The sequence below is a fragment of the Tsukamurella paurometabola DSM 20162 genome (assembly GCF_000092225.1).
GTDB lineage: Bacteria > Actinomycetota > Actinomycetes > Mycobacteriales > Mycobacteriaceae > Tsukamurella > Tsukamurella paurometabola.
Genome location: NC_014158.1, coordinates 3,283,234 through 3,307,971 on the forward strand (window position 1 = coordinate 3,283,234; position 24,738 = coordinate 3,307,971).

A 24,738-nucleotide genomic window follows, 5' to 3' on the forward strand; every position below is an offset into this window, starting at 1 on the left:
GTGGGCACACTGCTTGCGGCACTGCCGCTGATCCCCCTCGCCGGAGCGGCGGTCCTCCTGTTGGGCGGGCGGCGCACGGATGCCTGGGGCCACCTGCTGGGGACGCTCGTCGCGGCCGTGTCGTTCGTGGTCGCGGCCGTGCTGTTCGCCCAGCTGCTGGGCCGTGATGCCGGTGCCCGGTCGGTGAGCACCGTGCTCTATCACTGGTTCTCAGGCGGTTCGCTCTCGGTCGATCTCGCCTTCCGGCTCGATCAGCTGTCCGTGTGCTTCGCGCTCCTGATCACCGGGGTGGGAACGCTGATCCACATCTATTCGATCGGCTACATGAGCGACGATCCCGGGCGGCGCCGCTTCTTCGGCTACCTGAACCTGTTCCTCGGCGCCATGCTCGTGCTGGTCCTCGCGGACGATCTGGTGGTGCTGTATCTGGGCTGGGAGGGCGTAGGCCTCGCTTCGTACCTGCTCATCGGGTTCTGGCAGCACAAGCCCTCGGCGGCCACGGCGGCGCGGAAGGCGTTCATCGTCAACCGCGTCGGCGATATGGGCCTCGCGCTCGCCGTCGCGGTGACCCTCGCGACCTTCGGCACCACGTCGTTCGGCGGCTTCCTGCCGCAGGCCGCGGAGGCCGAGTCGAGCACCGTCACCTGGATCGGCCTGCTTCTGCTCCTGGCGGCATGCGCCAAATCCGCGCAAGTGCCGTTGCAGAGCTGGCTGGGCGACGCTATGGAGGGCCCGACCCCGGTCTCCGCGCTGATCCACGCCGCCACGATGGTGACCGCAGGCGTGTACCTCATCGTGCGCACCGGGCCCCTCTTCGAGGCCGCACCCGTGGCCCAGGGGTTCGTGCTCGCGGTCGGCGCGGTGACGCTGCTCTTCGGTGCCGTAATCGGCTGCGCGAAGGACGACATCAAGAAGGCGCTCGCCGCGTCGACGATGAGCCAGATCGGCTACATGGTGCTCGCCGCCGGACTCGGACCCGCCGGGTACGCGCTCGCGATCGCACACCTGTTGGCGCACGGCTGTTTCAAGGCCGGCCTGTTCCTCGGTGCCGGTTCTGTGATGCACGGTATGAACGACGAGACCGATATGCGCCGCTATGGCGGGCTGCGGTCGGTCATGCCGATCACCGCGATCACTTTCGGTCTCGGCTATCTGGCGATCATCGGAGTGCCACCGCTGTCCGGCTTCTACACCAAGGACGGCATCATCGAGGCCGCGTTCGGACGCGGCGGATTCTGGGGAATCGTGCTGGGCGGCACCATGATCCTCGGTGCCGGTATCACCGGTTTCTACATGACCCGGGTCATGGTGCTCACCTTCTTCGGCACCCCGCGGTGGCGCGAGGACGCGCACCCGCACGAGTCGCCGCGCGTGATGACGGCGCCGATGATCGTACTGGCGGTCGGCAGCGTCAGCGCCGGCGCGGCTCTGATGCTCGGTGGGCGGATCGCCGATTTCCTCGCGCCGGCGGTGGGCCCTGCGCCCGAAGCACACCACCTCCTGCCTGCGTGGGCGGTCACTGCGCTCGTGCTCGCCGCGGTCGCGATCGGCGTAGCCTTTGCGGTCCGCGTCACCCGGACGGTGCCGGTCGAGGCACCCACAGACATCTCGCCTCTCACCCGCGCCGCGCGCAGGGACCTCTACGGTGACGACCTCAACGAGGCGGTGTTCATGAAGCCCGGCCAGGCTGCGACGGCGGCCCTGGTGACCCTCGAAGACAAGGCGCTCGACGGTGCCGTCGGCCTGGTCCCCGAGGGCGTACGCGGCGCTTCGGGGGTGCTGCGGCACTGGCAGACCGGATACGCGCGCAGTTACGCGCTGACCATGCTCGCGGGTGCGGCGGTGCTGGTCGGTGCGGTGGCGGTGTGGGTCTCATGAGCGCGCCCTGGTTGACGTTGCTGTGGGCGGTACCCGCGGTGGGCGCCGTCGCGGCCGCCGCGGTGCCCCGGGCCGCGCGGTGGATCGGATACACGGCGACACTCGGAGCTCTCGGGATCGGGCTCGGCCTCGCCGCGGGTTTCGATACCGCTGGCGGTTTCCAGTTCGCCGAAACGCACCGGTGGATATCGTCGTTCGGCGCGGGCTACCGGCTGGCGCTCGACGGGACCGGGCTGGTGCTGGTGCTGCTCACCGTGGCCCTGGTACCGATCCTGCTCCTCGCCGGGTGGCGCGAGACCGCACCCCAGGGCACAGGTCGGCGGGCCGGCGCGTACGTGGCGCTCACCCTCGCGGTCGAGGCGGGTGTATTGCTGAGCTTCGTGACCACCGATGTCCTGCTGTTCTACCTGGTTTTCGAGGCCATGCTGATCCCGCTGTACTTCCTGATCGCCGGGTACGGCGGCACCGACAGCGAACCGGGACGGCGCTCGCGTGCCGCGGTGAAGTTCCTGCTGTACAACCTTATCGGCGGTCTGATCATGCTCGCCGCCGTAGTCGGCCTCTACGCCGCGAAGGGAACCTTCGACCTGCGCGTGCTGGCCGGAACCATCGACCCCGGTGCAGCGCAGAACCTGATGTTCCTCGGCTTCCTGTTCGCGTTCGCGGTGAAGGCTCCGCTCTGGCCGTTGCACACCTGGCTCCCCGGGGCGGCGGTGCAGACCACCCCACCCACCGCGGTACTCATGATGGCGATCGTCGACAAGGTGGGAACCTTCGGCATGCTGCGCTATTGCCTGACGCTGTTCCCCGATGCCAGCGCGAAATTCGCGCCCTGGGTCGCGGCGCTGGCGGTGATCGGGATCGTCTACGGGGCGGTGCTCGCGATCGGACAGAGCGATGTGATGGCGCTGATCGCGTACACGTCGATCTCCCACTTCGGTTTCATCATTCTCGGGATCTTCGCCCGCACGGGCGATTCGCAGGCCGGTTCGGTGCTGTACATGGTGAACCACGGCGTGGCGACCGCCGCGCTGTTTCTCGTGGCGGGGCTTCTGGTCGCACGGCGTGGGAGCCGGCGGATCGCGGACTTCGGCGGCGCCTGGTCGCGCGCGCCGAAGCTGGGCGCGATCTTCCTCATCGCGGGGCTCGCGACGCTGTCGCTTCCCGGTCTGGGACCATTCGTCTCCGAGCTGCTGGTGATCGTCGGAACGTACCCGAGATGGGCCGTCGCCGCCGTCGTCTCGGTGACCGCGCTGGTGCTCTCGGCGATGTATGTGCTGTGGACCTACCAGCGGATGTTCACCGGCCCGGCGCCGGAAGCGGTGATGCGCACCGTCGATGAGGCGAAGCCGCGCGAGCTCGCCTTCCTGGTGCCGCTGATCGTCGCGCTGTTCGCGCTGGGCCTGTTTCCCGCTCCGGTGCTCGACGCCATCAACCCGTCCGTCGCCGCGACCAGCGAGGCCGTGCGATGAATCAGCAGATGCTCGCCGCGTTCGCGGCGCCGTCGATCGAGTACTCCCAGATCGCGCCGGCGCTGATCGTGCTGGGCGCCGCGGTGATCGGGGTTCTGGTGGAGGCGTTCGCGCCCGCCGGGTCGCGCACGGTCGTGCACGGAGCCCTGAGCGGGGCAGCGGTGGTCGCGGCCCTCGCGGCGGTGATCGCGCTGGCGAACGACGATGCGCCACCGCGCACCGTCGTGCTCGGTTCGGTCGCCGAAGACGGGCTGTCCCTGGCACTGCAGGGCCTGCTACTGGTGGCGGCGCTGCCGGCGCTCGCCCTGATGGTGGCGCGCGGGAACCCCCTGACGCACAGCGAGTCCGTGCCGCTGGCGATGTTCGCCCTCGGCGGCATGATGGCCTTCGTCTCGGCGAACGATTGGCTCACACTGTTCGTCGCCCTGGAGGTCTTCTCGCTCCCGCTGTATCTGATGTGTGCACTGGCACGGCATCGCGATCTGCTGCCACTGGAGGCGGCACTGAAGTACTTCATTTTGGGCGCGTTCAGTTCCGCCATCCTGCTCTTCGGTGTGGCATTGCGATTCGCGGCCACCGGGTCGACGGATATCGCGGCGGTGCCGCAGGATGCGGTGCTCGGCGCCGTCGGCGCCGCATTGATCGGGGTCGGACTGTTGTTCAAGGTGGGCGCCGTGCCCTTCCACTCCTGGGTGCCCGACGTGTACCAGGGAGCGCCCACCCCGGTCACCGCCTTCATGGCGTCGGCCACGAAGATCGCGGCGTTCGGGGCGGTGGTGCGGATCACGATGGTGGGCTTCGACGACGTGCCGTGGCGACCGGTCGTGGCGGTGGTCGCGGTCGGCACGCTCGCGGTGGGGTCCATCGCCGCGGTGACGCAGTCGGATGTGAAGCGGATGCTGGCCTATTCGGCGATCGCGCACACGGGTTTCCTGCTGGTGGGGGTGTTCGCGGGGACGGTGCGCGGCATGGGCGCGGTGTGCTTCTACCTCGCGGTGTACGCGCTGAGCACCGTCGGTGCATTCGCGGTGGCGGGCGCGGTCCGCGAGGCGCGGCCCGACGGCTCGACCGCCGAGGTCAGTGAGCTCGATCGTTGGGCCGGCCTCGGGCGGCGGCGGCCGGCGCTCGCGGGTGCCATGGCACTGTTCCTGCTCGCCTTCGCCGGGATCCCGGTGACCAGCGGCTTCGTCGGCAAGTTCGCGGTGTTCGCCGCGGCGGCCGAGCGGGGTGGTACTTGGTTGGTGGTGATCGGCGTGCTCGCCAGTGCGGTGGCTGCCGTGTTCTACCTGCGGGTGATCGTGACCATGTACTTCGCACCCGACCACGAGTTCGCGCCCGTCGTGGCGCCGGTGGATCCGCTCGTCCGGTTCGCGATCGGCGTGGGCGCGGTGTCAGTGGTGGTGCTCGGGGTGTTCCCGCAGCCGCTGCTGGACCTCTTCGGTGACCTGTCGCTGCTGGGCTGGTGAGACGGTGTTCGCACGGCACTACAATCGATGTTCATGAGTGAGAAGCCGCTTCCGTTCAGCAACGGCCTGCAGTTGAAGTCGATGGGTGCCGTCCTGCTGCTGGTGCTGGGCGTGCTGATCTGGCGTCTGACCGATGCCACGTCGACTACCGCACGCGTGTTGTACATCTCTGCGATCGTCTTCGAGGTCCTGTTCTTCGTGGGCCTCGTCTTCGCGAGCCGGACCATCAAGAATCAGTACGCCCGCGCCGAGGAGCCGTACCAGAAGCAGAAGGCCGAGGCGGACGCCGCTCAGACCGCCGTCGGTCCGGCTCCGACCACCGACCCCGCCCCCACGAGCGATACCGCCCGGGAGGCGGACACGAAGTGACCACCGCGAAGCCGCGCAAGCGAATGACGGCCGCGGAGCGCCGCAGTCAGCTGGTGGACACCGCCCGTTCGGTATTCGCCGACCGCGGCTATGCGGCCGCCACGATCGAGGAGGTCGCCGCGAAGGCGGAGGTCTCGAAGCCCGTGGTGTACGAGCACTTCGGCGGCAAAGAGGGGCTGTACGCGGTGGTCGTCGATCGCGAGATGGAGATGGTTCTCGAGGTGTTCTCCCGCGCCATGCTCGAGGATCGGTCGAAGTCACGGATCGAGCAGATCGCGCTGGCGCTGCTCACCTACGTCGAGGAACGTTCGGATGGTTTCCGCATCCTCACCCGCAACAGCTCCGTCGAGCATGCGGGCGGCTACTCGACTCTGCTGAACGACCTGGTGAGCCAGGTGGAGGTGAACCTCGAGGGCGAGTTCGTCGAGCGCGGATTCGACCGCGAGTTGGCGCCGCTGTACGCGCAGGCGCTCGTGGGGATGGTCGCGATGACGGCCCAGTGGTGGCTGGAGGTGCGCCATCCTCCGAAGGAGGTGGTGGCAGCGCACATCGTGAATCTGTCCTGGTACGGCCTGGCGGGGTTGAAGGACAACCCGGTGGCGATCGAGCTGAGCCCGCTGGCCCCGATCGCCGACGCGGATGTCAGCGCTGGTCGCTGATCAACACCGCGCGGGTTCCCGGAGCGAGGGCCTCGAAGACGTGCGGCGCATCGCCGGGATAGGTCATGAAGTCGCCCGGGGCGAGCGTGACCGGCTGATCGAGGGGCCCCACGCGCGCCTCGCCGCTACACAACAGCACGTGCTCGACGGTGCCGAGCACGTGCGCCGCCGATTCCCGGCGCGACCCCGGTTCGGCGTCGATGCGGTACATGTCCCGGCGGATTCCGGGTGGGGAGACGGTGAGCAGGGTGGCGGCGTAATCGGCCGAATCGGACGGCACGGTCGCGCCTTCGCCCGCACGCACCACCGTGACCTCGACGTTCCCGCCGCCGAGTAGCTGAGCGAAGGGGATCTCGAGCGCGGTCGCGAGCGCCCAGAGCGTCTCGACGCTGGGGTTTCCGGTACCCGCCTCGAGTTGCGACAGAGTCGATTTGGCGATGTTCGCGCGGCGGGCGAGTTCGGCCATGCTCCAGCCGGCGCGGGTGCGCTCGCGCTGGATACCGGCGGCGATGGCGAGGATCGGCACACTCGACATGTTCGGCAGAACCTCCAATCGTTCGACTTGACGAACAGTAGGGCGTGAGTCCATCGTAATGGACATGAGTACGACATGGCGAACGATCGGTGGGGATCCCCTGGTAAGGCCCGCTGCGCTGCTCTCGGTCGCGGTGGCGTGCATCGGACTCGCCTACGGAGCGCAGACCGTGGCCGCGGGCCTGCCCTGGTGGTTCGCACCGGCGCTCGCAGTGACGGTACTGGCCGCATCGTCGGAGATGCTGTTCGTGGGGCTGATCGCGGCGGGCGGAGCGCCGATCGTCGCGTTCGCGGCCGGGGCGCTGGTGAACGCCCGACACCTGCCGTACGGACTGGCGGCGGCACCGTATCTAGGGTCGGGGCCCGCACGGTGGGCCCGGATACACCTGATCAACGACGAGTCGGTGGCGCTCGCACTGGCGCAGCGCGATGTCGATGCCGGGCGGCGGGGCCTGACGTACGCCGGAGCCGGTATCGCGCTGGCGTGGCCGCTCGGTGCGGCGGCGGGAGCGGCGGTCGGATCGGTGATCTCGCCGGAGGCGCTGGGCCTGGATGCGGTGTTCCCGGCGGTGATCCTGGCGCTGCTGATCCCGGCGCTGCGGGAGGCGAGGACGCGCGGCCCGCTGGTGGTGGCCGCCCTCCTCGCCCTGGCCGCGGTGCCGTGGGCGCCGACGGGGCTGGCACCGGTCATCGCGCTGTTCGCGCTGCCCGCGATGCGCCTGGTGCGGGGCTCCTGGTCGTGACCGGGATCCTGTGGGCAGGTGCGGCTCTGGCGGTGGTGACGCTCGCCTTCCGGGCGGTGGGTCCGGTGGTGGCGGGCCGGTTCGAGCTAAGTCCGCGGGCCCGGCGCATCGTGGATCTGTGCGCCCTGGCGCTCCTGGCCGGGGTGATGGCGACCTCGGCGGTCGCCGACGGCCGGGATTTCGGCGGGTTCGCGCGCCTAGCCGGCGTTGCCGTCGCGGGCGTGCTGGCATGGCGACGTGCGCCATTGCCGCTCGTGATCCTCGCGGCGGGTGGTACCGCCGCAGTCCTGCGCCTCGCCGGCATCGAGTGACTTACGCCGCCTGGGGTGGTGCGGTGGAACGGTGCACATGCCCTGTCGGGGTGCGGGTTTCGGCAGTATGCCGCCCGGTGGGGTCGTCGACGGTGCGACTGGACCACCCCGCCGCCTCCTTGGCGTAGTTGCACGCCGCACACAGCCCCTGCCCGTTCTCCAGGCTCGTCGCCCCGCCTTGCGCATGCGCAACGACGTGATCGGTATGCGCGATCGGAGCATCGCAGTACGGAGTGCGGCAGTACCGATCCCGCGCCGCGATCACCTCCGCCAGCCCGGTGGGAAACAACCGGGAGCGGGAATCCAACCCGACCACCGCACCCGATTCCGGCTGCACGTAGAGGCGTTTGACCCACGCGACCGCCTGCTCGGTCGCCCGCCCGACCAGATGACGGGCGATCTCCCCCGGCAGGGCGCCGCCACCGGCGAGGTGCGCAGTCCCGGGCTGGTCGCCGAGGAGAACAGCGGCGGGCATGGTCAGATTCACCGCGACCGGTACGCCCTCGGCGACATCGCGGCCGGTGATCCGCGCGAACGCGATATCAGCCATGACTTGCGCCCGACTACGCGACTCACCCGGTGCACCGACGATGCCGTCAGCGGCGGCCTTCACCGCCGCGTACACCGCCACCGCCTGCGCAACCGGCAGCAGGATCGACACCCGCGCCATGCAATCCGGCGCGGGCCTGATGGTGACGCGGCGGTCCTTCGCCGCCAGCGCCGCACGATCGACTGTGGCCTGCGCATCCAACCGGTAGGCGACCTGTTTGACCGTGTCCTGCAAGCGTTTCAAGCCGAGTCCGGAAGCCGCGAAAACTTCGCCGCACAGCGTGGTGTCCGCCTCGGCTTTCAGGCGCGGTTCCAGATGGGAGACCCCGGCGACGATCACCTCCACCGCCTCCGGCGACACATCACCCTCACGCAACCGCGCGAAAGTAGCCGGCAGATCCCGCTCCAGAACCTTCGCCCGCGACAGCATCGCCGTGGCCCGATTGGTCGAGACCCGCAGCGCAAGTGCTATCTCCAACGCGACACCGGCCTCCCAGCGATCCTGCGCCGCACCGGCGGCGATCCGCTCACACACCCGCACCCGCAGCAACTCGGCGATCAACCGGTATTGATCGAAGGCGACCCGTGCCCGCAACCGCTCCAGTTCGCCGAGCTCGGCGATGACGTCACCGCCATCGCCGGCACGAGCGTTCAATCCCTCTTCCATACCCGCACGCTAGGTCCTCCCACTGACAAGTTTTGGCTTGAAACCTCAACTTGAACAGCGGTTTTCGACCACGATCAGCTTCCGATCGGAGCACCGACGAGTCCGGCGACGATGGCGCCGACGCCTTGCCCGAAGGCCTGGACCGCTGCGGGCTCGAGACCACTGCTGAACACGTTGCGAATATCGCACCCCTTCGGTGCAGGCCCCGTGGAATCCATCCTCTGTATGAGCCAATCGAAGGCGCCACCCGCCCCCGTCACCACGACGACACCGTGCGTGGTCATGATCTGCTTCACCGGATTCGGCGGGAACTCCTCGCGCCGGTACGTCACCGAAGCCCCACCCGCGCAGTAGGAGTTCACCAGCTTGTCGGTCCCCGAGATCGGTGCGACCTCTTCGGTGATGCCGTTGTAGACGTACGCCGGGACGGTCGGCACCCTGCCGCTCACGCCGCGTTCGGCGATCGCCTTCTTGATCACCGGCACTCTGAGCACCTCGTCGACCGGCTTGGTGAGGTACCGGTTGTAGTCGAACCACAGGTTGGCCAGCACGTTCTGCGGCATGCAGTGTCGCCGCGTCTCGTTGACCCTGATCCGCCCCTCCGGAGTGAGGAACTTATCCAGCGCCGCGCGGAATTCCGGAGAATCCTTCCCGATCGCCGAGAGAGCGAGGGGGATGAGCCCCCCGAGCAGCGCCGTGTTCACGCTCTTCAGCGAAGCCTCCAGATCGCGCTCGGGGGCACCGAATGCGGCACCACGGATGTTCAGCTCGGGGGCGTACTCCGGCTGCATCTCGATGGTCCAGCTGCTCGCGATGGCGCCTCCGGAGTAGCCCCAGAGCGCGACCGGTGTCTTCGCCGACATGCCGAGGCGGGAGAAGTTCTCGACAGCGCGGATGCCGTCGAGGACGGCGTACGCGGGTTGGCGGGGCGTCAGAAACCGATTGTCGCCACCACCGTGATCAGGCATCGCGACCGCCCATCCCTGATTCAATCCGAGCGTCGCGAACAGCATCTCGGCGCCAGGCATCGCGAAGGTCAACGGCCCCGCCGGACTGCCCAGGTCGATGGGCCCGCCACTGGTCAACCCGTACGAGGGCTGGCACACACGCAGCGTCGAATCCGTGGCCGCCTGGTAGGACAGCAGCTTGGTCGGCTTCTTCCCGCGCGGAACCAGCACGGTGGTCACGGTCAGATCGGGCGCACCGTCGGCGTCGCTCGTGCGGTAGGCGAGCTGCCAGGCGTCGACGTTGACCGGCATCACTTGGAGCGACCGCACCGAAGTGGTGCGGCTACGGACCACGGTGCCGGGCGCCAAGGAAGCCAGGTTCGCCGGCTTGGCGTAGAACGCGTCCGCCGGCGGGGCGGGCTCGACGATCGGCGGCAACGCCGATGCGGAGGGCGCTGCGATCACGCCCGCCGAGAGCACGATCGTTGCAGTGACCAGGAGTGCGGCGCGGCGAACGGTCATCCGGAACGCGCGTGTGTCGATTTTCACCTGAACAACGTATGGTGAGGTATGTCACCTGTCAAGGGTTGTTTTTGCCCGTCGGACTCGGCACCTAGACTGATTCGGTGTCTGATGCCGCCTCCGCGCCTACCCCCGCACTCTCCGGATTGACCAGGGCGGTCGCCGCGGACCCGGACGTCGTCGCGTTCGCCGGCGCGGCCGGACGCCCCGACCTCACGGTGACCGCCGTCGACGGGGCCCGCCCGTTCCTCCTCTCGGCGCTGGCCGGTCAGGCGCCCGTCCTGGTGGTCACCGCCACCGGCCGCGAGGCCGACGATCTCACCTCGGAACTGCGCGAAACCCTCGGCGCGGACGCCGTCACCCAGTTCCCGAGCTGGGAGACCCTGCCGCACGAGCGCCTCTCCCCCGGCGCCGACACCGTCGGCCGCCGCCTGCAGGTGCTCCGCCGCCTCGCCTGGCCCGATGACGCCCAGTACGGCGCGCCCCTGCGCGCCGTGGTCGCAACCGTCCGCTCCCTGGTGCAACCCATGGCACCGGGGCTGGGCGATGCCCCGTCGGTCACCCTGCGCGAGGGCGAGGAATTCGATTTCGAGGAGCTCATCGAAACCCTCGTCGAACTCGCGTACACCCGCGTCGACATGGTGGGCAAGCGCGGCGAGTTCGCGGTCCGCGGCGGTATTCTCGACATCTTCCCCACGACCACGGATCTCCCTGTGCGCGTGGAATTCTGGGGTGACGAGATCACCGACCTGCGCGCCTTCTCCGTTGCCGACCAGCGCAGCCAGCCCGAGGTGCAGGTGGGCACGGTGCACGTGTATCCGTGCCGCGAACTGTTGCTCACCGCCGATGTGCGCGACCGCGCCGCCACGCTCAAGGCGGAGCACGAATCCGACGCCGCGCTCGCCGAGATGCTGGAGAAGCTCGCGCAGGGCATCCCCGTCGAGGGCATGGAGGCGCTCATCCCCGCCCTGGTACCGGGCGAACTGCAACTGCTCACCGATGTGCTCCCCGACGGCACCCACACCGTCCTGCTCGATCCCGAGAAGATCCGCACCCGCGCAGCCGATCTCGCACGCACCGGACAGGAGTTCCTGGAAGCCTCCTGGACCGCCGCGGCGTTGGGATCCTCCGCTCCGCTCGACCCGAGCGGCATCGACCTCGGCGCCAGCGCCTACCGCGGCCTGGACGACGTGCACGCCTCCGTATCTGCGCAGGGCCACCCGTGGTGGACCATCTCGCCGCTCGCCGCGGGCCCGGACACCGACGACGATCACCTCACCGTGCACGCCGAACACGCCCCCGCACCCCGCGGCTCGGAAGCCGAGGCGGAGAAGCTGTTCGCCACACTGCGCGCCCACGCCGCATCCGGCGGCAGCGGTGTGATCGTGGTGGCCGGGCGGGGAACCCGGGCCCGCATTCTGGAGCGGCTGCGCGATGCCGAGGTGCCCGCCTCCGAACTCGAGGCGGGAGAGGGGCCCCGCCCGGGCACCGTCGGCGTGCTCCGCGGCAGCCTGCAGACCGGCTTGACGGTGCCCTCGCAGCAGCTGGTACTGCTCGCCGAACCCGACCTCACCGGTAACCGGGTGGCGGGCGTCGGTGACGGCCGCCGGCTTCCGGCCAAGCGCCGCAACCAGGTAGACCCGCTCGCCCTCACGGCCGGCGATCTGGTGGTCCATGACGAACACGGCATCGGGAAGTTCGTCGAGATGATCGAACGCACCGTGGCCGGGGCGCGCCGCGAGTACCTGGTGATCGAATATGCGCCCAGCAAGCGCGGCCAACCCGGCGACAAGTTGTTCGTGCCCATGGAATCGCTCGACCAGCTCTCCCGGTACGTCGGCGGCGAGATGCCCGCGCTGTCGAAGATGGGCGGCAGCGATTGGCAGAACACCAAGCGCAAGGCCCGCAAGGCCGTTCGGGAGATCGCCGGCGAGCTGGTACAGCTCTACGCCGCCCGCAACGCGGCGCCCGGCCACGCGTTCGCGCCCGACAGTCCGTGGCAACGCGAGATGGAGGACGCCTTCCCGTTCACCGAGACGGTCGACCAGATGACGGTGATCGGCGATGTGAAATCCGATATGGAGAAGGCGGTCCCGATGGACCGGGTGGTGATCGGCGACGTGGGGTACGGCAAGACCGAGATCGCCGTACGCGCCGCGTTCAAAGCCGTGCAGGACGGCAAGCAGGTGGCCGTGCTCGTGCCCACCACACTGCTCGCACAGCAGCACCTGAAGACCTTCGTCGACCGGATGCAGGGCTTCCCGGTCACGGTGAAGGGCCTGTCCCGCTTCACCGACAGGCACGAGACCGAGCAGGTCCTCGAAGGCCTGGCCGACGGCAGCGTGGACATCGTCGTGGGCACGCACCGACTGCTGCAGACCGGCGTGCGGTGGAAGGATCTCGGGCTCGTGGTCGTGGACGAGGAGCAGCGGTTCGGGGTGGAGCACAAGGAGCACATCAAGGCATTGCGCACCAACGTCGACGTGCTCACGATGAGCGCCACCCCCATTCCCCGCACCCTGGAGATGAGCATGGCGGGCATCCGCGAGATGTCCACCATTCTCACCCCACCGGAGGAGCGCCACCCCGTGCTCACCTATGTGGGCCCGTACGACAACAAGCAGGTGGCCGCCGCCATCCGGCGCGAGCTGCTGCGCGACGGCCAGGTGTTCTACGTGCACAACCGCGTCAGCTCGATCGACAAGGCCGCCAAGCAGATCCGGGATATGGTTCCCGAGGCGCGCGTCGTGGTGGCGCACGGCCAGATGGGCGAGGAAGCGCTGGAGAGCACGGTGCAGGGTTTCTGGAACCGCGAGTTCGACGTGCTCGTGTGCACCACCATCGTCGAGACCGGCCTGGACATCTCCAACGCGAACACCCTCATCGTGGAGCGCGCGGAGAACCTGGGTCTCTCCCAGCTGCATCAGTTGCGCGGACGTGTGGGTCGCTCCCGCGAACGCGGCTATGCGTACTTCCTCTACCCGTCGGAGAAGCCACTCACCGAGACCGCCTACGATCGCCTGTCGACCATCGCGCAGAACAACGAGCTCGGCGCCGGCATGGCCGTTGCGATGAAGGATCTGGAGATCCGCGGCGCCGGAAACGTGCTGGGCGCAGAGCAGTCCGGACACGTCGCGGGTGTCGGCTTCGATCTCTACGTGCGCCTCGTGGGCGAAGCGGTCGAAGCTTTCCGTGCAGCCGCCGACGGAACGCCGATCACCCTCCCGGAAGAGCAGAAGGAGGTGCGCATCGACCTGCCGGTGGATGCGCACATCCCACCCGACTACGTCACCAGCGATCGACTCCGCCTGGAGGCCTACCGCAAGCTGGCAGCGGCGCACGATGATTCGGCTGTCGCCGAAGTACTCACCGAGCTCACCGACCGATACGGGCCGCCCCCGGTCGAGGTGGAACGGCTGGCCGCGATCGCCCGACTGCGATCGCTGGCCCGGGCCGCCGGCGTCACCGAGGTCAGCGTGAGCGGCACCACCGTTCGCGTCTCTCCGATGGAACTGCGGGACTCACAACAGCTCCGGCTCAAACGGCTCTATCCGGGCGGCTCGTACCGGGCCACCACACGCACCGTCACCTTCCCGATCCCCCGCGTCGAAGGCGGCGGCGTCGGCAGCGAGCGAGTACGCGATATCGCACTGCTCCAGGTGGTCGCGGACTTCCTGGCGGCGATGGACGGCAAGGGCGCGGGTTACTGGCGCCTCGATCAGCCACCGCGCGCCGCGGCACCGGCGGAGGCCGGTGCATGAGCGGCACCATCGTCCTCCTCGACCCGGCCCTCCCCGGCTACGTACCGATCGAGGCCGTCGCCCACCTGAGCGCCGGATCGGTGTTCTACACCGAAGAGCTTCCCGTCCGCGTGGCATGGAACCTGCCCGGCGCGCGCCCGGTGCTCGACGGTGCCGTGCCGGCGGACGCCGTCATCGTCTCGTCCGACCCCGAGCATCCCGCGGTTGTCACGCTCCGGGCGGCGGGTGCCGATGTGATCACCGGCCGCCGGCCCGCCGGGCTGGATGTGCTCGACGCGGTCGCCCTGATCGATACGCTGCGCACCGTCGGGCCGTGGGAATCGGAGCAGACCCATGCGAGCCTGCTGCGCTATCTGGTCGAGGAGACCTACGAACTCGCCGACGCGGTGAGCGCGCTCGAGACTTCCGAGTCCGGGGACGCCGAGCGGGCCGAGCTGCGCAGCGAGCTGGGCGACCTGCTGCTGCAGGTGATCTTCCACGCGCGGATCGCGCAGGAGGCGAGCCGCGGCCCCTTCGGCATCGATGAGGTCGCGCGCACCCTGACCGCGAAGGTGCGCCGCCGCACCCCGCACCTGGCCGATGGGACCGAGGTTGACGTGGCGACCCAGGCCGATAATTGGGAACGACAGAAGCAACTCGAGAAGCAGGAGCGCGACGAGGCGTCCGTGCTCGACTCCATTTCGCTCGGGCAGCCCGCGCTCGCCCTGGCCGGGAAAATCTTCGAGCGGCTCCGGTCCGCGGGCTTCCCCGCCGAGCTGGTGCCCGAGTATGTGCGGACCATCACCGTAGACCCGGCGGCCCAGGACCGGTCGGCGGAGCTGGAGTATCGCGAGCGGCTCCTCGACTTCGTGGCTCGAGTACGTTCGGCCGAGGCCCGGATGGCATCCGGCGAGGTAGACTCGTGGGCCTCAGCCTGGGATGACGCTCCCACCGGGAACCCCGAGGGCCCCGCCGGACGTTGATCCGATATTCGGACACAAGGAAGCTCGACCACAGCATGATCAGTACCCGCGTGCGCGCGGCCGTCGTCGCGGTCGCGGCGATGACACTCGCCTCGTGCGGAGCTATCGGTCAGCGCATAGACATCCCCGACGGCATCCCGCCCGGCCCCGGTGCCCCGGTGCCGTACATCAACGTCAACGGTCCCGGCCGTACCGCGGAACTGCTCCGCGACTGGGCGACGCCGATCAGCGTGGCGACGGGCATCCCCCGGATCTCGCTCGAGGCTTACGGCAATGCCGCCGAAGCGATGCGCCAGCGCACCCCCGAGTGCGGGATCGCGTGGACGACGCTCGCCGGGATCGCCTTCATCGAGAGCAAGCACGGGACCTTCCGCGGCGCCACCGTCGCGCCCGACGGCAAGGTGTCGCCGCCGATCCGTGGCGTACCGCTCGACGGCACCAACGGTAACCAGGAGATCCTGGCCACCGGCACCGACCCGCACCGGCCGAACGCGAAGTACGACGCCGCCATGGGGCCCTTCCAGTTCATCCCCGAAACCTGGAAGCGGTTCGGCGTGGATGCCAACGGCGACGGTCGGCCGGATCCCGACAACATCGACGACGCCGCACTCACCGCAGCCCGGTACCTGTGCGTATCGGGCGGCGACCTCACCACTGCCCGGGGATGGGAGAAGGGCGTGATGGTCTACAACCAGTCGCGCAAGTACCTCGTGGACGTACGTGACGCCGCCGCGGCGTACTCGGTGAACGTCCAGCCCTGATTCCCAGCGCACCCGCACGGTGCTGGCACCGGATTCCCAGGATCACATCGCAGGATTCGGGTATGTCGAACACAGCCAAAGCCCTCGTCGCCGGCATTATCGTGCTGACCGGCCTCGCCGTTCCCGCCGCCGCGTCCGCAGACACGCCGCAGATGTACGACCCGTGCGCTGCCACCCTGGAGGGGCAGCGGATCACGACCCCCTCGGGCGACACGCTCGAGTGCGTCGCCACGGATGTCGGCACCGGCTACGACTGGGAAGAGCCGAACTGATGGCGAGGATCAGTGCGCCAGCCGGAATTCGAGAGAGCGCGCGGTCCCGGCGGCATTACCCGCCGCGACCAGTTCGGCGTTCGCATCGGTGATCACCGCCTGGAGTTCCCCCGGAGCCATCCCGAGCTTATCGGCGTGAATATGGAGATCCGCGGCCAAGTCGTAGAGCAACGAGCCGAGGGCGCGCCGGTAGTGGCCCTCGGGATCGCCACTGTTCGCAGCGTTGTGCCCCAGTTGATTGAGCAGATTCCGGAGATCGTTGCGATTCCTGCGTGATTCTTCGCCGGAGGATTGATCCTGGTCTGACAATGCAGGCTCTGACATGCACATCAGGTTATGCAAGAAAATTAGAATGTCGCAACACGAAGACGAGAATTGCAATTCCACCGCATAGCCGAAGCTCTCCCGCCAGGACTCGAACCTGGAATGTCTGAACCAAAATCAGAAGTGTTGCCGATTACACCACGGGAGACCGCCGGCCCCGCGACACGCGCGCGGCCACCGCCAAGCATTGTGCCACGCCCGCCCGCGCTCGGCGTTCTCGTAGGATCGCACCCGATGAAGACGCGCAGCGAACCCCGAGGAGCCATCCGATGACGAACGGCACGGCGGTAGTGATCCTCGCCGCAGGCGCGGGCACCCGGATGCGCTCGAAGACCCCCAAAGTGCTCCACGTCATCGCGGGGCGCACCCTGCTCGGCCACGCCCTGCACGCCGCGTCCGGCACCCGCCCCGATCACCTGGTCGTGGTCGTCGGCCACGACCGGGAGCGGGTCTCCGAGGCGGCCCTCGGGACCGCCTCCGAACTGGACCACGAGATCCTGGTCGCCGTCCAGGAGGAGCAGCGCGGGACCGGCGACGCCGTGCAGGCCGGCCTGTCGGTGCTACCCGCCGGCTTCTCGGGCACCGTGATCGTGACCGCCGCCGACGTACCGCTCCTCGACACGGCGACACTCTCCGAGCTGCTCGTCACGCACACCTCCGGTGACGGCGCCGCCGTCACCGTGCTCACCACCGCGGTCGACGACCCCACCGGCTACGGCCGCGTGCTGCGCACGCAGGACGGACAGGTCACCCAGATCGTCGAGCAGAAGGACGCGACGCCCGAACAGCTCGCGATCACGGAGATCAACTCCGGTGTGTACGCCTTCGATCACGCCCAGCTCGTTGCCGCACTGGCTCAGCTGCGGCCCGACAATTCGCAGGGCGAGTTGTACCTCACCGACGTCATCGGCATCGCCCGCGCGTCCGGCCAGTTGGTGCGCGGCGACCACATCGACGACGACATGCTGGTGGCCGGATGCAACGACCGGATCCAGCTCTCCCAGCTCGGCCGGGAACTGAACCGCCGGATCGTCGAGCGGCACCAGCTGGGCGGCGTCACCGTCGTCGACCCGGCGAGCACCTACATCGACGTCGATGTCGAGATCGCGCCCGACGTGGTGATCCAGCCCGGCACGCACTTGCGCGGCGCCACGTCGATCGCCGAGGACGCGGTGATCGGTCCCGACACCACCCTGGTCGACACGGAGGTCGGCGCCGGGGCCAGCGTGCTCCGCAGCGAGGTGCACCTGTCCGTGATCGGCGAGAACGCCACCGTCGGACCGTTCAGCTACCTGCGGCCCAACACCGACCTGGGCCCCAAGGGAAAGATCGGCGCCTTCGCCGAGACGAAGAACGCGCGGATCGGGACGGGCAGCAAGATCCCGCACCTGAGCTACATCGGCGATGCCACCATCGGCGAGGGCAGCAACATCGGATGCGCCACGGTGACGGTGAATTACGACGGGGTGAACAAACATCGAACCGTGATCGGCGACCATGTGCGCATCGGCTCGGACACGATGCTGATCGCGCCGGTGGAGGTGGGCGACGGGGCGTACAGCGGGGCGGGTACCGTGATCAAGCGCGACGTGCCGCCGGGAGCCCTGGCGGTCTCCGCCGCGGATCAGCGAAACATCGAGGAATGGGTACTTCGCCGGCGCCCGGGCACGAGCTCAGCCGACGCAGCCCAGAAGGCTATCGCGAGGATTGACGAGCAGTGAACAACTGGATCGATAACCAGAAGAACCTGATGCTGTTCTCGGGCCGTGCCCACCCCGAGCTGGCGCAGCAGGTCGCCGACGAGCTCGGTGTCGAGGTCACCCCGCAGACGGCACGCGATTTCGCCAACGGCGAGATCTTCGTCCGATTCGAGGAGTCCGTGCGCGGCAGCGACGCCTTCGTGCTGCAGAGCGCGCCGTACCCGGTCAATCAGTGGGTCATGGAGACGCTGATCATGATCGACGCGCTCAAGCGCGGTTCGGCGAAGCGGATCACCGCGATCCTGCCGTTCTATCCGTACGCCCGCCAGGACAAGAAGCACCGCGGCCGCGAGCCCATCTCCGCCCGCCTCATCGCCGACCTGTTCAAGACCGCGGGAGCCGACCGGATCATCACCGTCGACCTGCACACCGACCAGATCCAGGGCTTCTTCGACGGCCCCGTCGACCACATGCACGCGCAGACGATGCTGGCCGACTACGTGCGCGAGCACTACGGCACCGACAACATGGTGGTCGTGAGCCCCGACGCCGGTCGCGTCAAGGTGGGTGAGAAGTGGGCCGACGCGCTCGACGGTGCGCCGCTGGCCTTCGTGCACAAGACTCGTGACCCCAACGTCGCCAACCAGGTCAAGAGCAACCGCGTCGTGGGCGACGTCGCCGGCCGCACCTGCGTGCTGATCGACGACATGATCGACACCGGCGGCACGATCGCCGGCGCCGTCGGCGTGCTCAAGGAGGCCGGCGCTAAGGACGTGATCATCGCGACCACGCACGGCGTCTTCTCCGAGCCCGCCACCGAGCGGCTCGCGAACTGCGGCGCGCGCGAGGTGATCGCGACCAACACGCTCCCGATCCCGGCAGAGAAGCACTTCCCCACGCTCACCGTGCTGCCGATCGCCCCGCTGCTCGCCCGCACCATCCGCGAGGTGTTCGAGAACGGCTCGGTGACCAGCCTGTTCAACGGCAACGCGTAGGCGCCCGGACGAGGTGGCGAGCATGGATGCGACGATCTACCACAACCCCCGCTGCACCAAGTCCCGCCAGGCACTCGCCCGGCTGGAGGAGGCCGGGGCGACGGTGACCGTGGTCAAGTACCTCGACCAGGTTCCGTCCAAGGCGCAGCTGAGAACGCTGATCGAGGACGCCGGGCTCACCGTGCGGCAGGCGGTACGCACCCGCGAGGCCGAGTACAAGGACCTCGGGCTGGCCGATGCCACCGACGATCAACTGCTCGACGCAATGATCGCGCACCCGAAGCTGATCGAGCGGCCCTTCGTGGTGACCGGCAAGGGCACCCGGATGGCCCGCCCCACCGAGGCGATCGACGAGATCCTCTAGCGAAGGCCGATGCTTTTCCGGCAGCTCGAGTACTTCGTCGCCCTGGCCCGGGAGCGTCACTTCGCCCGTGCCGCGAGCGCCTGTTACGTCTCGCAGCCCGCGCTGTCGGAAGCGATCCGCAAGCTCGAACGCGAGCTCGACGTGCCGCTGGTGCTTCGCGGCTCCTCGTTCGAGGGCCTGACCCCCGAGGGTGAACGGCTGGTCCCCTGGGCGCGACGCATCCTGGCCGACCGGGATGCACTCGAACACGAGGTGACCGCGCTACGCACCGGGTTGACGGGGGAACTCACGCTCGGGGTGATCCCGGCGGCCGCGACATCGGCCACCCAACTCACCGACCCGTTCTGCGCCGCGCACCCCCTGGTCCGGGTGCGGATGTGGGCGGGGTTGCGCTCGGCCGATGTGGTCGAGCGGATCCGCCGGTTCGAGCTGGATGCCGGGATCATCTACCCCGACGGGATCGATGCGGACGGGCTCACCGTGACACCGTTGTACACCGACCGGCACGTCGTGCTCGCCCACGAGGATCTGCTACCCGAGGGCGACGGTGCGCTCTCGTGGTCCGATGCGGCCCAACTACCGATGTGCCTGCTGCACAGCGGAATGCGCGGTCGAGACCTGATCGACGAGGTGGCCACAGCACACGGCGTACGGTTCGCGCCGCGCCTGGAATCGGATTCCGTTGCCACGCTCGTCGCGATGGTGGGCGCCGGCCGGTGGGCCACGATCGTGCCGCGGGCCTGGCTCGCGACCTACCGCGCACCGTCGGACACCCGGGTGGTCGAACTGGCCGCACCGCCCGGCGAGCTGGGCGATCGCGCCGAGCTCGCGGCACGGGTGGCCCTGGTGCGCCAGGCTGGGGAGCCCGAATCGGTGCTCGCCCGAGCGCTCGCGGACAGCGCCCCGAACGGCGGCTGACCCCCGGGCTGGGGTGATCGGCGCCGCCTATCGGGCGAGCGGAAACCGGTATTGGACGTGCCCGCGGATCGGCGGGAGAGTGGTTTCAGAGGGACGAAATCGGTTCTCCCCCTCGCCGATTCAAGGAGTGATCATGGCGAAGATTCTGTGTGTCCTGTACCCCGACCCGGTTACCGGCTACCCGCCCGAGTACGCCCGAGACTCCATTCCGATGGTCGAGGCCTACCCCGACGGGCAGCCGATGCCCTCCCCCGCCACGATCGACTTCACCCCGGGTGAGCTCCTCGGCTGCGTCTCCGGCGAACTGGGCCTGCGGAAGTACCTGGAGGCCGCGGGCCACGAACTGGTCGTGACCTCCGACAAGGACGGCGCCGAGTTCGAGCGCCACCTCGCGGACGCGGAAGTGGTGATCTCACAGCCCTTCTGGCCCGCCTACCTCTCCGCCGAGCGGATCGCCAAGGCACCCAACCTCAAGCTCGCCCTCACTGCCGGAATCGGTTCCGACCACGTCGATCTCGATGCCGCGATCAAATCCGGTATCACCGTGGCCGAGGTCACCTACAGCAACTCGATCAGCGTGGCCGAGCACGCCGTGATGCAGATCCTCACGCTGGTGCGCAACTTCGTCCCCTCGTACAAGTGGGTCATCGAGGGCGGCTGGAACATCGCCGACTGCGTGGAACGCGCCTACGACCTGGAGGGCATGGACGTCGGTGTCATCGCGGCGGGCCGCATCGGCCAGGCGGTCCTGCGCCGGCTGGCGCCGTTCGGGGTGCGGCTGCACTACTTCGACACCCGACGGCTGCCGCTGGAGCTGGAGCAGGAGCTGAATCTCACCTTCCACGATTCGGTCGAATCCCTGGTGTCCTCCGTCGACGTGGTGGACGTGCACGCTCCCCTGCACCCGTCGACCTACCACATGTTCGACGCCGATCTGCTGGCCACGATGCGCCGCGGCTCGTACATCGTGAACACCGCGCGCGCCGAGATCATGGTCCGCGACGATGTGGTGGCCGCCCTCGAATCGGGCCGCCTGGCCGGATACGCCGGCGATGTCTGGTACCCGCAGCCGCCGGCCGCCGACCACCCGTGGCGCACCATGCCCCACCACGCCATGACCCCGCACGTCTCCGGCACCACGCTGTCGGCGCAGGCCCGGTATGCGGCCGGTGCCCGGGAGATCCTGGAGGACTTCTTCGCCGGGTCCCCGATCCGCGACGAGTACCTCATCGTCGACGGAGGTGCGCTCGCCGGAGTCGGCGCGGCTTCGTACACCGCGGACGGCAAGGCCAGCCCTGGCGCCGGAGCCTGAGTCCGGCCCACCACCCCGTCAGGCCGGGCGACCGAGCCCGGCCCGGCGGGGCCGGCTACGCACCAGCAACGCCACCAGGATGCCGGCACTGACCCCGATCACCGTGTCCACACCGCGGTAGGTGAGCATTCGGATCGGGTCGGTGGGCGAGGCCAGTTCGGTCATCAGCATGACCAGCGGGGTGAAGAAGCCGATCGCAACGGCGTAGTGCCGCGCCATGTACAGCTCCGTCGGGAACAGCAGGGCGATCGCCGCCAGCGCGAGCGCGGCGGGCCCGGGGTCCAAGGCCAGGAGACCGGCGGCCACCAGTAGACCCACGAAGGTCCCCACGATCCGGTGCATCGCCCGCCCCGACACCAGCCGGAACTCCGAATCGGACGGTCTACCCGCATCGATCACCGCGAGCGGAACCGCGGCCGCGGCCATCGCCCAGTTCGCGTGGTCGACGCCCAACATGATCCCGATACCGCCGGCGAGCCCCACGGCCAGGGCGTAGCGCAACGCGTGCGTCCCCACGCCCCGAGCGGGACGCCGGACGACCAGGGCGATCCCGTCCCACCACGGACGGCCGCGGAACGGATCCGGGCGGCCGATGGCTCCGACGACGATCGCGAACAGCACGGTAGCGAGGCAGATCGCCACCGCCTGGCCGGGCGGTGCAAGCGACGGGGGCAGGGTGGCGGTGGCTCCCATCGCGAACAGGAAGAAGAACGGTCCTGCGGGCCTCAGTCGCACCGCATCGGCCAGCACGGAGCAGAACGTGGCGAAGACGACACCGACCACCACCAGGACCCACGGCGGCGCGTGCTGATGCGCGAGCATGACGCCCAGCAGTTCGCCCAGCGTGAGCAGGCCGCCGGCTTGTATCTGGTGCACGATCCGCGGGCGGCCCGACTCACCGCGACCGTACATCCCGGCGAACGCGCCGAACACCGCATAGACGAGCAACTCAGGGCGGCCCCATGCGATCAGCAGCAGTCCCGGCACGAGCAATGCCAGCGCCACCCGGAAGGCATGGCCGCCGTCACGCAGATCGGGCCGGTAGCGCGCCGGCATGGATTCGACGGCGGAGCGCCAGGACAACCGCACCAGCGGACGCGCGGGCGGTGTCAGATACCGGCGGTGAGTACCGCCGCCACGATGGCGCACACCGCCGAACCGGTGACCGCGCCTGCGGCGATCAGGGCGTTGCTGGTGTACGTCGCATCGGAAGCGGGACGGCGGGGCGTCGAGATCGCACACGCGAACCCGAGGCCGGCGAGTGCGGCGATCCCCAACAGCACCACAGCGATCCAGGTCATCATCGTCTCCCATCCGCATCCGGCCGGGAGGACGAGCGACAGCCTCCCTTGCGATCATCATCGCACGGCATCGATTTGTCGCGGTCGATCGCTTCCCCCTGCCCCTGACGAAAGGCTCGGTTAGTGTGAAAAATGTGACGCGCCCTCAACCGGTTCTCACACCGCTGTCCACGGCGGCGATGTTCCTCGTGGCCACCATCGAGCAAGGGCGATCCGCCGAAGTCCGCGATACGCTCGGCGACCTTTCGGGTCTCGTGCGGTCGGTCTCGTTCCGGTATCCGGACAAACGCCTCGCTCTCATCACCTCGATCGGCTCCGACGCCTGGGACGGCATGTTCACCGGACCACGACCGCGCGGGCTGCACCCGTTCGTCGCTCTCGACGGTCCGCGGCACCATGCCCCGTCGACCCCGGGCGATCTGCTGTTGCACATCAAGGCCGAATCGCTGGACATGTGCTTCGAGCTGTCGTCGCGGATCGTCGCTGCGTTCGACGGTGCGATCACTGTGATCGACGAGGTGCACGGCTTCCGGTTCTTCGACAACCGCGATCTGCTGGGCTTCGTCGACGGCACCGAGAACCCATCGGGCGAGGTGGCGGTGGCCGCGACCACGGTGGGCGACGAGGATCCCGACTTCGCGGGCGGCAGCTACGTGCACGTCCAGAAGTACCTGCACGACATGGCGGCCTGGCGGGCGCTCAGTGTGGAGGACCAGGAGAAGGTGATCGGCCGCACCAAACTCGAGGACATCGAGATGGACGACGACGTGAAACCGGCGAACTCGCACATCGCGCTCAACGTGATCACCGACGAGCAGGGCAACGAACTCAAGATCGTTCGACAGAACATGCCGTTCGGGCAGGTGGGCACCGCCGAGTTCGGCACCTACTTCATCGGCTACGCCCGCGACCCCGAGGTCACGGAACGGATGCTGCGCAACATGTTCCTGGGCGACCCTCCCGGCAACACCGACCGCGTGCTCGACTTCTCCACCGCGCACACCGGGTGCCTGTTCTTCACACCACCGGCAGACTTCCTCGACGATCCGCCGCCCGCGCCGGCCGAGGCCGACGAGAACTCCCCCACCGAACCGGAGAACCCGGACGGTTCCCTCCAGATCGGCAGCCTGAAAGGAAGCGATCGATGAACAACCTGTACCGCGACCTCGCCCCCGTCACCTCCGCCGCGTGGTCGGAGATCGAGACCGAGGCCACCCGCACCTTCAAACGCAATATCGCCGGCCGCCGCGTCGTGGACCTCGGCGATCCGCTCGGCCCCACCGCCAGCGCGGTGGGCACCGGACACCTGCTCGAGGTCGGCGGTCCCGCCGAAGGCGTGCAAGCCCATCTGCGCGACAGTCGGCCGCTGGTGCGATTGCGTGTCCCGTTCACACTGAGCCGCAAAGCGATCGACTCGGTCGAGCGGGGCGCACAGGACGCCGACTGGGACCCGGTCAAGGATGCAGCACGCAGCCTGGCCTATGCGGAGGACCGCGCCATCTTCGAGGGCTACCCCGATGCTTCGATCCCCGGCATCCGCACCACCGCCGCCGGCAGCGATCTCAAGCTGCCCGACGATCCGCGCGATATCCCCGATGTGGTCTCGCAGGCCCTCTCCGACCTGCGGCTCGCCGGTGTCGACGGCCCGTATTCCGTACTGCTGTCGGCCGACGTGTACACCCGGGTGAGCGAGACCTCGGATCATGGCTACCCGGTCCGCGAGCACCTCAACCGCCTGGTCGATGGAGACATCATCTGGGCGCCCGCCATCGACGGCGCCTTCGTGCTCACTACTCGCGGCGGCGATTTCGACCTCCGGCTGGGCACCGACGTGGAGATCGGGTACCTCTCGCACACCGCCGACACCGTCGATTTGTACCTGCAGGAGACCTTCACCTTCCTGGCCTACACCCCCGAAGCCGCGGTGCCGCTCACCGCCTGATCTCACGCT

At 68.9% G+C, this 24,738-nt stretch carries 24 protein-coding genes and 1 tRNA gene; 18 read left to right on the forward strand and 7 right to left on the reverse strand.

Annotated elements, in window-relative coordinates:
- Genes nuoL through TPAU_RS15920 form a run of 5 tightly spaced genes read left to right on the forward strand, consistent with a single transcriptional unit; the run spans window position 1 to window position 5,844 of the window.
- Window positions 1-1,878 (forward strand): NADH-quinone oxidoreductase subunit L, encoded by a 1,878-nt coding sequence (nuoL, locus tag TPAU_RS15900; RefSeq protein ID WP_013127773.1) that lies wholly within the window; start codon window positions 1-3, stop codon window positions 1,876-1,878.
- Window positions 1,875-3,350, forward strand: a complete 1,476-nt coding sequence (locus tag TPAU_RS15905) for an NADH-quinone oxidoreductase subunit M (RefSeq protein ID WP_013127774.1) — start codon at window positions 1,875-1,877, stop codon at window positions 3,348-3,350. Before nuoL ends, TPAU_RS15905 begins: the two co-directional genes overlap by 4 nt.
- Window positions 3,347-4,816 (forward strand): NADH-quinone oxidoreductase subunit NuoN, encoded by a 1,470-nt coding sequence (nuoN, locus tag TPAU_RS15910; protein WP_013127775.1) that lies wholly within the window; start codon window positions 3,347-3,349, stop codon window positions 4,814-4,816. Before TPAU_RS15905 ends, nuoN begins: the two co-directional genes overlap by 4 nt.
- A gap of 33 nt (window positions 4,817-4,849) precedes the next feature.
- Window positions 4,850-5,185 carry a hypothetical protein gene (locus TPAU_RS23210; RefSeq protein WP_041944466.1) on the forward strand — a complete coding sequence of 112 codons (336 nt, stop codon included), beginning with the start codon at window positions 4,850-4,852 and terminating at the stop codon, window positions 5,183-5,185.
- Window positions 5,186-5,208: 23 nt separating this feature from the next.
- Window positions 5,209-5,844 carry a TetR/AcrR family transcriptional regulator gene (locus TPAU_RS15920; RefSeq protein ID WP_049826006.1) on the forward strand — a complete coding sequence of 212 codons (636 nt, stop codon included), beginning with the start codon at window positions 5,209-5,211 and terminating at the stop codon, window positions 5,842-5,844.
- Here TPAU_RS15920 and TPAU_RS15925 read toward each other — a convergent pair.
- Window positions 5,828-6,379 (reverse strand): helix-turn-helix domain-containing protein, encoded by a 552-nt coding sequence (locus TPAU_RS15925; protein WP_013127778.1) that lies wholly within the window; start codon window positions 6,377-6,379, stop codon window positions 5,828-5,830. The two genes, TPAU_RS15920 and TPAU_RS15925, sit on opposite strands and share 17 nt — an antisense overlap.
- 64 nt (window positions 6,380-6,443) lie before the next feature.
- On the opposite strand from TPAU_RS15925, the gene TPAU_RS15930 reads away from it, so the two are divergent.
- Both TPAU_RS15930 and TPAU_RS22970 read left to right on the forward strand, forming a co-directional pair.
- Window positions 6,444-7,121 carry an AzlC family ABC transporter permease gene (locus tag TPAU_RS15930; RefSeq protein WP_041945160.1) on the forward strand — a complete coding sequence of 226 codons (678 nt, stop codon included), beginning with the start codon at window positions 6,444-6,446 and terminating at the stop codon, window positions 7,119-7,121.
- Window positions 7,118-7,432, forward strand: a complete 315-nt coding sequence (locus TPAU_RS22970) for an AzlD domain-containing protein (RefSeq protein ID WP_013127780.1) — start codon at window positions 7,118-7,120, stop codon at window positions 7,430-7,432. The genes TPAU_RS15930 and TPAU_RS22970 overlap by 4 nt, the downstream gene beginning before the upstream one ends.
- A 1-nt stretch (window position 7,433) precedes the next feature.
- On the opposite strand, the gene TPAU_RS15940 is transcribed toward TPAU_RS22970, so the two are convergent.
- Window positions 7,434-8,648, reverse strand: a complete 1,215-nt coding sequence (locus tag TPAU_RS15940; protein ID WP_013127781.1) for an HNH endonuclease — start codon at window positions 8,646-8,648, stop codon at window positions 7,434-7,436.
- 74 nt (window positions 8,649-8,722) lie between these two features.
- Entirely contained in the window at window positions 8,723-10,144 is a 1,422-nt protein-coding gene (locus TPAU_RS15945) for a lipase family protein (protein ID WP_245537804.1), read from the reverse strand.
- 77 nt (window positions 10,145-10,221) lie between these two features.
- Here TPAU_RS15945 and mfd point away from each other — a divergent pair, with 77 nt between their 5' ends.
- From mfd to TPAU_RS15965, 4 genes are all read left to right on the forward strand, one after another.
- On the forward strand, window positions 10,222-13,878 hold the full coding sequence (gene mfd, locus TPAU_RS15950; RefSeq protein WP_013127783.1) for a transcription-repair coupling factor: 3,657 nt from the start codon (window positions 10,222-10,224) through the stop codon (window positions 13,876-13,878).
- Window positions 13,875-14,840 carry a nucleoside triphosphate pyrophosphohydrolase gene (locus TPAU_RS15955; protein WP_013127784.1) on the forward strand — a complete coding sequence of 322 codons (966 nt, stop codon included), beginning with the start codon at window positions 13,875-13,877 and terminating at the stop codon, window positions 14,838-14,840. Before mfd ends, TPAU_RS15955 begins: the two co-directional genes overlap by 4 nt.
- A 35-nt stretch (window positions 14,841-14,875) precedes the next feature.
- Window positions 14,876-15,601 carry a lytic transglycosylase domain-containing protein gene (locus tag TPAU_RS15960; protein WP_013127785.1) on the forward strand — a complete coding sequence of 242 codons (726 nt, stop codon included), beginning with the start codon at window positions 14,876-14,878 and terminating at the stop codon, window positions 15,599-15,601.
- Between the two features lie 62 nt (window positions 15,602-15,663).
- The gene (locus TPAU_RS15965; protein WP_013127786.1) at window positions 15,664-15,873 is read left to right on the forward strand and encodes a hypothetical protein; all 210 of its coding nucleotides are present in this window, start codon (window positions 15,664-15,666) and stop codon (window positions 15,871-15,873) included.
- A gap of 9 nt (window positions 15,874-15,882) precedes the next feature.
- Here TPAU_RS15965 and TPAU_RS15970 read toward each other — a convergent pair whose 3' ends face one another.
- Together TPAU_RS15970 and TPAU_RS15975 are read right to left on the reverse strand one after the other, a co-directional pair.
- Window positions 15,883-16,197 carry a hypothetical protein gene (locus TPAU_RS15970; protein ID WP_013127787.1) on the reverse strand — a complete coding sequence of 105 codons (315 nt, stop codon included), beginning with the start codon at window positions 16,195-16,197 and terminating at the stop codon, window positions 15,883-15,885.
- Window positions 16,198-16,273: 76 nt separating this feature from the next.
- Window positions 16,274-16,345: transfer RNA gene (locus TPAU_RS15975), tRNA-Gln, on the reverse strand.
- A 121-nt stretch (window positions 16,346-16,466) separates the two neighbouring features.
- Here TPAU_RS15975 and glmU point away from each other — a divergent pair.
- The 5 genes from glmU (at window position 16,467) to TPAU_RS16000 (ending at window position 21,486) form a co-directional block, all read left to right on the forward strand.
- Entirely contained in the window at window positions 16,467-17,918 is a 1,452-nt protein-coding gene (gene glmU, locus TPAU_RS15980; RefSeq protein ID WP_013127788.1) for a bifunctional UDP-N-acetylglucosamine diphosphorylase/glucosamine-1-phosphate N-acetyltransferase GlmU, read from the forward strand.
- Entirely contained in the window at window positions 17,915-18,892 is a 978-nt protein-coding gene (locus TPAU_RS15985) for a ribose-phosphate diphosphokinase (RefSeq protein ID WP_013127789.1), read from the forward strand. Before glmU ends, TPAU_RS15985 begins: the two co-directional genes overlap by 4 nt.
- 22 nt (window positions 18,893-18,914) lie before the next feature.
- A complete protein-coding gene (arsC, locus tag TPAU_RS15990; RefSeq protein WP_013127790.1) occupies window positions 18,915-19,256 on the forward strand; it encodes an arsenate reductase (glutaredoxin) in 342 nt (113 codons plus the stop codon).
- A gap of 9 nt (window positions 19,257-19,265) precedes the next feature.
- Window positions 19,266-20,174 carry a LysR family transcriptional regulator gene (locus TPAU_RS15995; RefSeq protein WP_013127791.1) on the forward strand — a complete coding sequence of 303 codons (909 nt, stop codon included), beginning with the start codon at window positions 19,266-19,268 and terminating at the stop codon, window positions 20,172-20,174.
- Between the two features lie 133 nt (window positions 20,175-20,307).
- Complete coding sequence (locus TPAU_RS16000; protein ID WP_013127792.1) at window positions 20,308-21,486, forward strand: NAD-dependent formate dehydrogenase; 1,179 nt, start codon at window positions 20,308-20,310, stop codon at window positions 21,484-21,486.
- Window positions 21,487-21,504: 18 nt separating this feature from the next.
- On the opposite strand, the gene TPAU_RS16005 is transcribed toward TPAU_RS16000, so the two are convergent.
- Both TPAU_RS16005 and TPAU_RS16010 read right to left on the reverse strand, forming a co-directional pair.
- Window positions 21,505-22,569, reverse strand: a complete 1,065-nt coding sequence (locus tag TPAU_RS16005) for an FUSC family protein (RefSeq protein ID WP_245537805.1) — start codon at window positions 22,567-22,569, stop codon at window positions 21,505-21,507.
- A 26-nt stretch (window positions 22,570-22,595) separates the two neighbouring features.
- Window positions 22,596-22,787 carry a hypothetical protein gene (locus TPAU_RS16010; RefSeq protein ID WP_013127794.1) on the reverse strand — a complete coding sequence of 64 codons (192 nt, stop codon included), beginning with the start codon at window positions 22,785-22,787 and terminating at the stop codon, window positions 22,596-22,598.
- 125 nt (window positions 22,788-22,912) lie between these two features.
- Between TPAU_RS16010 and TPAU_RS16015 the strand changes: the two genes are divergently transcribed.
- Window positions 22,913-23,935: a Dyp-type peroxidase gene (locus TPAU_RS16015; protein WP_013127795.1), complete on the forward strand. Its 1,023-nt coding sequence runs from the start codon at window positions 22,913-22,915 to the stop codon at window positions 23,933-23,935.
- Window positions 23,932-24,729, forward strand: coding sequence for a family 1 encapsulin nanocompartment shell protein (locus TPAU_RS16020; RefSeq protein ID WP_013127796.1), 798 nt, complete (start codon window positions 23,932-23,934; stop codon window positions 24,727-24,729). The genes TPAU_RS16015 and TPAU_RS16020 overlap by 4 nt, the downstream gene beginning before the upstream one ends.
- The last annotated feature ends 9 nt before the right edge of the window (window positions 24,730-24,738 follow it).

Coding starts and splice junctions, on each gene's coding strand:
- arsC (WP_013127790.1), top strand. CDS start 18,915: ATGGATGCGACGATCTACCACAACCCCCGCTGCACCAAGTCCCGCCAG.
- TPAU_RS16020 (WP_013127796.1), top strand. CDS start 23,932: ATGAACAACCTGTACCGCGACCTCGCCCCCGTCACCTCCGCCGCGTGG.
- TPAU_RS15955 (WP_013127784.1), top strand. CDS start 13,875: ATGAGCGGCACCATCGTCCTCCTCGACCCGGCCCTCCCCGGCTACGTA.
- TPAU_RS15970 (WP_013127787.1), bottom strand. CDS start 16,197: ATGTCAGAGCCTGCATTGTCAGACCAGGATCAATCCTCCGGCGAAGAA.
- TPAU_RS15960 (WP_013127785.1), top strand. CDS start 14,876: ATGATCAGTACCCGCGTGCGCGCGGCCGTCGTCGCGGTCGCGGCGATG.
- glmU (WP_013127788.1), top strand. CDS start 16,467: ATGACGAACGGCACGGCGGTAGTGATCCTCGCCGCAGGCGCGGGCACC.
- TPAU_RS15925 (WP_013127778.1), bottom strand. CDS start 6,379: ATGTCGAGTGTGCCGATCCTCGCCATCGCCGCCGGTATCCAGCGCGAG.
- TPAU_RS16010 (WP_013127794.1), bottom strand. CDS start 22,787: ATGACCTGGATCGCTGTGGTGCTGTTGGGGATCGCCGCACTCGCCGGC.
- TPAU_RS15930 (WP_041945160.1), top strand. CDS start 6,444: ATGAGTACGACATGGCGAACGATCGGTGGGGATCCCCTGGTAAGGCCC.
- TPAU_RS15965 (WP_013127786.1), top strand. CDS start 15,664: ATGTCGAACACAGCCAAAGCCCTCGTCGCCGGCATTATCGTGCTGACC.
- TPAU_RS23210 (WP_041944466.1), top strand. CDS start 4,850: ATGAGTGAGAAGCCGCTTCCGTTCAGCAACGGCCTGCAGTTGAAGTCG.
- TPAU_RS15920 (WP_049826006.1), top strand. CDS start 5,209: ATGACGGCCGCGGAGCGCCGCAGTCAGCTGGTGGACACCGCCCGTTCG.
- nuoN (WP_013127775.1), top strand. CDS start 3,347: ATGAATCAGCAGATGCTCGCCGCGTTCGCGGCGCCGTCGATCGAGTAC.
- TPAU_RS16000 (WP_013127792.1), top strand. CDS start 20,308: ATGGCGAAGATTCTGTGTGTCCTGTACCCCGACCCGGTTACCGGCTAC.
- TPAU_RS15905 (WP_013127774.1), top strand. CDS start 1,875: ATGAGCGCGCCCTGGTTGACGTTGCTGTGGGCGGTACCCGCGGTGGGC.
- TPAU_RS15940 (WP_013127781.1), bottom strand. CDS start 8,648: ATGGAAGAGGGATTGAACGCTCGTGCCGGCGATGGCGGTGACGTCATC.
- TPAU_RS15995 (WP_013127791.1), top strand. CDS start 19,266: ATGCTTTTCCGGCAGCTCGAGTACTTCGTCGCCCTGGCCCGGGAGCGT.